Below are 2,180 nucleotides of genomic sequence, written 5' to 3' on the forward strand. Positions count from 1 at the left end.
ATATCGGAGCGTTTATGTTAAATGCTGTAAACTCACTTCCTGATGCTGAAGAAACCCCACCTGAACACCACACTATCCGGCAGATTCTTCAGCCTTTCTCTTGCCATTAAAACTTTTTCCTCTAAACTACCTTCCTTCGGAAACAAACCGTTCGCCATCGCTGGGATAGAGTAAAAGTCCATGACCGCTTCTTTTGTAAATACATAATCCGCGTAGCTTATCTCAGCGTTAAAATTCGACAGCAGTTTTTCGAGTTTATCCCTTCCGTAAGGAACTCTGTGCTTCAAACCGATTTTAGCTAATGCATCTTCCCCATCTTTGAAGAAACCGACGAGATACGAGCCGGAGACTATTCCTTTCTTCTTCGTGACCCTCAAAGCTTCCTCTACAGCTTTTTCAGCATCCGGTAGGAGAAAAATAGTTGCGTTGAAAACAGCTGAATCGAATGTTTCGCTTTTAAACGGAAGGTTTGCCGCATCACCGACAACGACATCTCTCATGAATTCCCTCGCTTTCCTTGCCATGTTTTTAGCCACATCAAGCCCAACAGCTTCTTTCCAGATTTTTCCAAAGATGCCGGTTCCACATCCAACATCCAAACATTTACCCTTAATCTTAGAAAATTCTACAAGATCCCTTGCAAGTTTCTCGAAAAATCCGTATTTTCTCTCGAAATCGTCGTAATTCGAAACGCTCAAATCGAAATTCTTTCCTATAACAGCTTTTACGCTCCCTCCAGCTATCGAAGGGAGAAAAATTATCTCGTCTTTGTCGGAAAACTTCAGATTCTTTATCTCATCCCTCCTCACCATTTTTCCGTTAACGGAAACCATGTAGAAGTCTATAGCTTTGAACTCCTCCTTAGCCTGAGGAAACTTTTCCTCAAGAATTTTGATTAATTCGTCGAAAGCGACTTCTCCTCCAACTTCTATCTCAACCTCCTTTCCAACCTTCATTCCCAGTTCGCCCAAAAATTTGATCCTCATAACCCCACTCTCTTCCACTCGTAAAAAATCGTTTTCTGATCGAAATGTTTGAAAGGCCTTCTAAGAAATTCCTCTTTATTCTCCACGGGAATTCCCTTCGATATCATGAACTGAATCAATCCGGAAAGCTTCAAATCGGCAAAAGATCCGGCGGATTGAAAACCGACAAGCCTCTTTCCGTCGAAGTAGGCGATCCTGATGAAGTCCTCCCTTTTAAAAACAACCCTTTCGTATTCCTCAGAAGATGCCCCTATCGAAACCATGGGAGTTCTGACCTTCTTTATCGTGCTAACCCTTATTCCTCCCCTATGCCTAACATCTCTTCCAGCCATGTTCATTCCAGCCACTTTTCCTTGAGAGACCGCGTTAATCCAAGAACCTATGATGCTAAACTTTCCGAAAACATCTTGAGCTTCTGCCACATCTCCAGCAGCAAAAACTCCCTCTTTCGAGGTTTCCATTCTCCTGTTAACCACAATACCGATATTCGTTTTCACGAATTTTGAGAACTTTTCAACGTTCGGTCTAACGCCGGTAGACAAAACAACGACATCAGCTGGAAAATCCTCCCAGTTGCTCGTTGAAACCCCTTTAACCTTCCCTTCCCCGTAAAATTGCTCGACCCTTTCGGCTGTGTAAATCTTTATTCCCATCTCCTCGTACTCCTTCTTAACGAACTCCGCCACCTCAAAATCAGCCACTCCCGGAAGGATTCTCTCCATAAGCTCGAAAACAGCCACATTCAATCCCATTTCTCTTAAGCTTTGAGCGACCTCCAAGCCTATTGGACCGGCACCAACAACAACAGCGTTTTTACACTTCTCTCTTCTGATATAAGAGAGTAAGCTCTCAGCATCTTTCAAAGTCCAGAACGTAAAAATTCCGTTCAGTTCAACTCCTCTTATCGGCGGGATGAAAGGCTTCGAGCCGGTAGCGATCAAAAGTCTGTCGTAATTCAAAGTCTTCTCCTCCCCGCTTTCGAGATCTCTGTAAGTTACCTCTCTCTCCTCGACCTCCTCAACTAAGCCCAGCAAGAATTCAACTTTATTTCTCTCAAAAAATTCCTCCGACTTTATCTTCAAATTCTCCAAACTCGCTTCTCCAGCCAGATACTCCGCTAAAAAAACTCTTGTGTAGGGTTTTTCTGAAGAGATGATTGTTATCCTCCCATTCTTATCTACGCTCCTTATTCCC

2 protein-coding genes are annotated in these 2,180 nt (G+C 43.3%); both read right to left on the minus strand.

Translation table 11 applies throughout. From position 1 onward, the window contains the following. Nucleotides 1-32 precede the first annotated feature (32 nt). Nucleotides 33-986, minus strand: a complete 954-nt coding sequence (locus tag F7C14_RS07375) for a methyltransferase domain-containing protein (protein ID WP_290901429.1) — start codon at nucleotides 984-986, stop codon at nucleotides 33-35. Then, a partial coding sequence (locus F7C14_RS07380; RefSeq protein WP_290901431.1) for an FAD-dependent oxidoreductase occupies nucleotides 983-2,180 on the minus strand: 1,198 nt, incomplete at its 5' end. The genes F7C14_RS07380 and F7C14_RS07375, both read right to left, overlap by 4 nt.

Origin of the sequence: Ferroglobus sp., assembly GCF_015521575.1 — an archaeon.
Classification (GTDB): domain Archaea; phylum Halobacteriota; class Archaeoglobi; order Archaeoglobales; family Archaeoglobaceae; genus Ferroglobus.

Excerpts from the sequence above, each read along its gene's own strand:
- F7C14_RS07375 (WP_290901429.1), bottom strand. The coding sequence starts at position 986 with ATGAGGATCAAATTTTTGGGCGAACTGGGAATGAAGGTTGGAAAGGAG.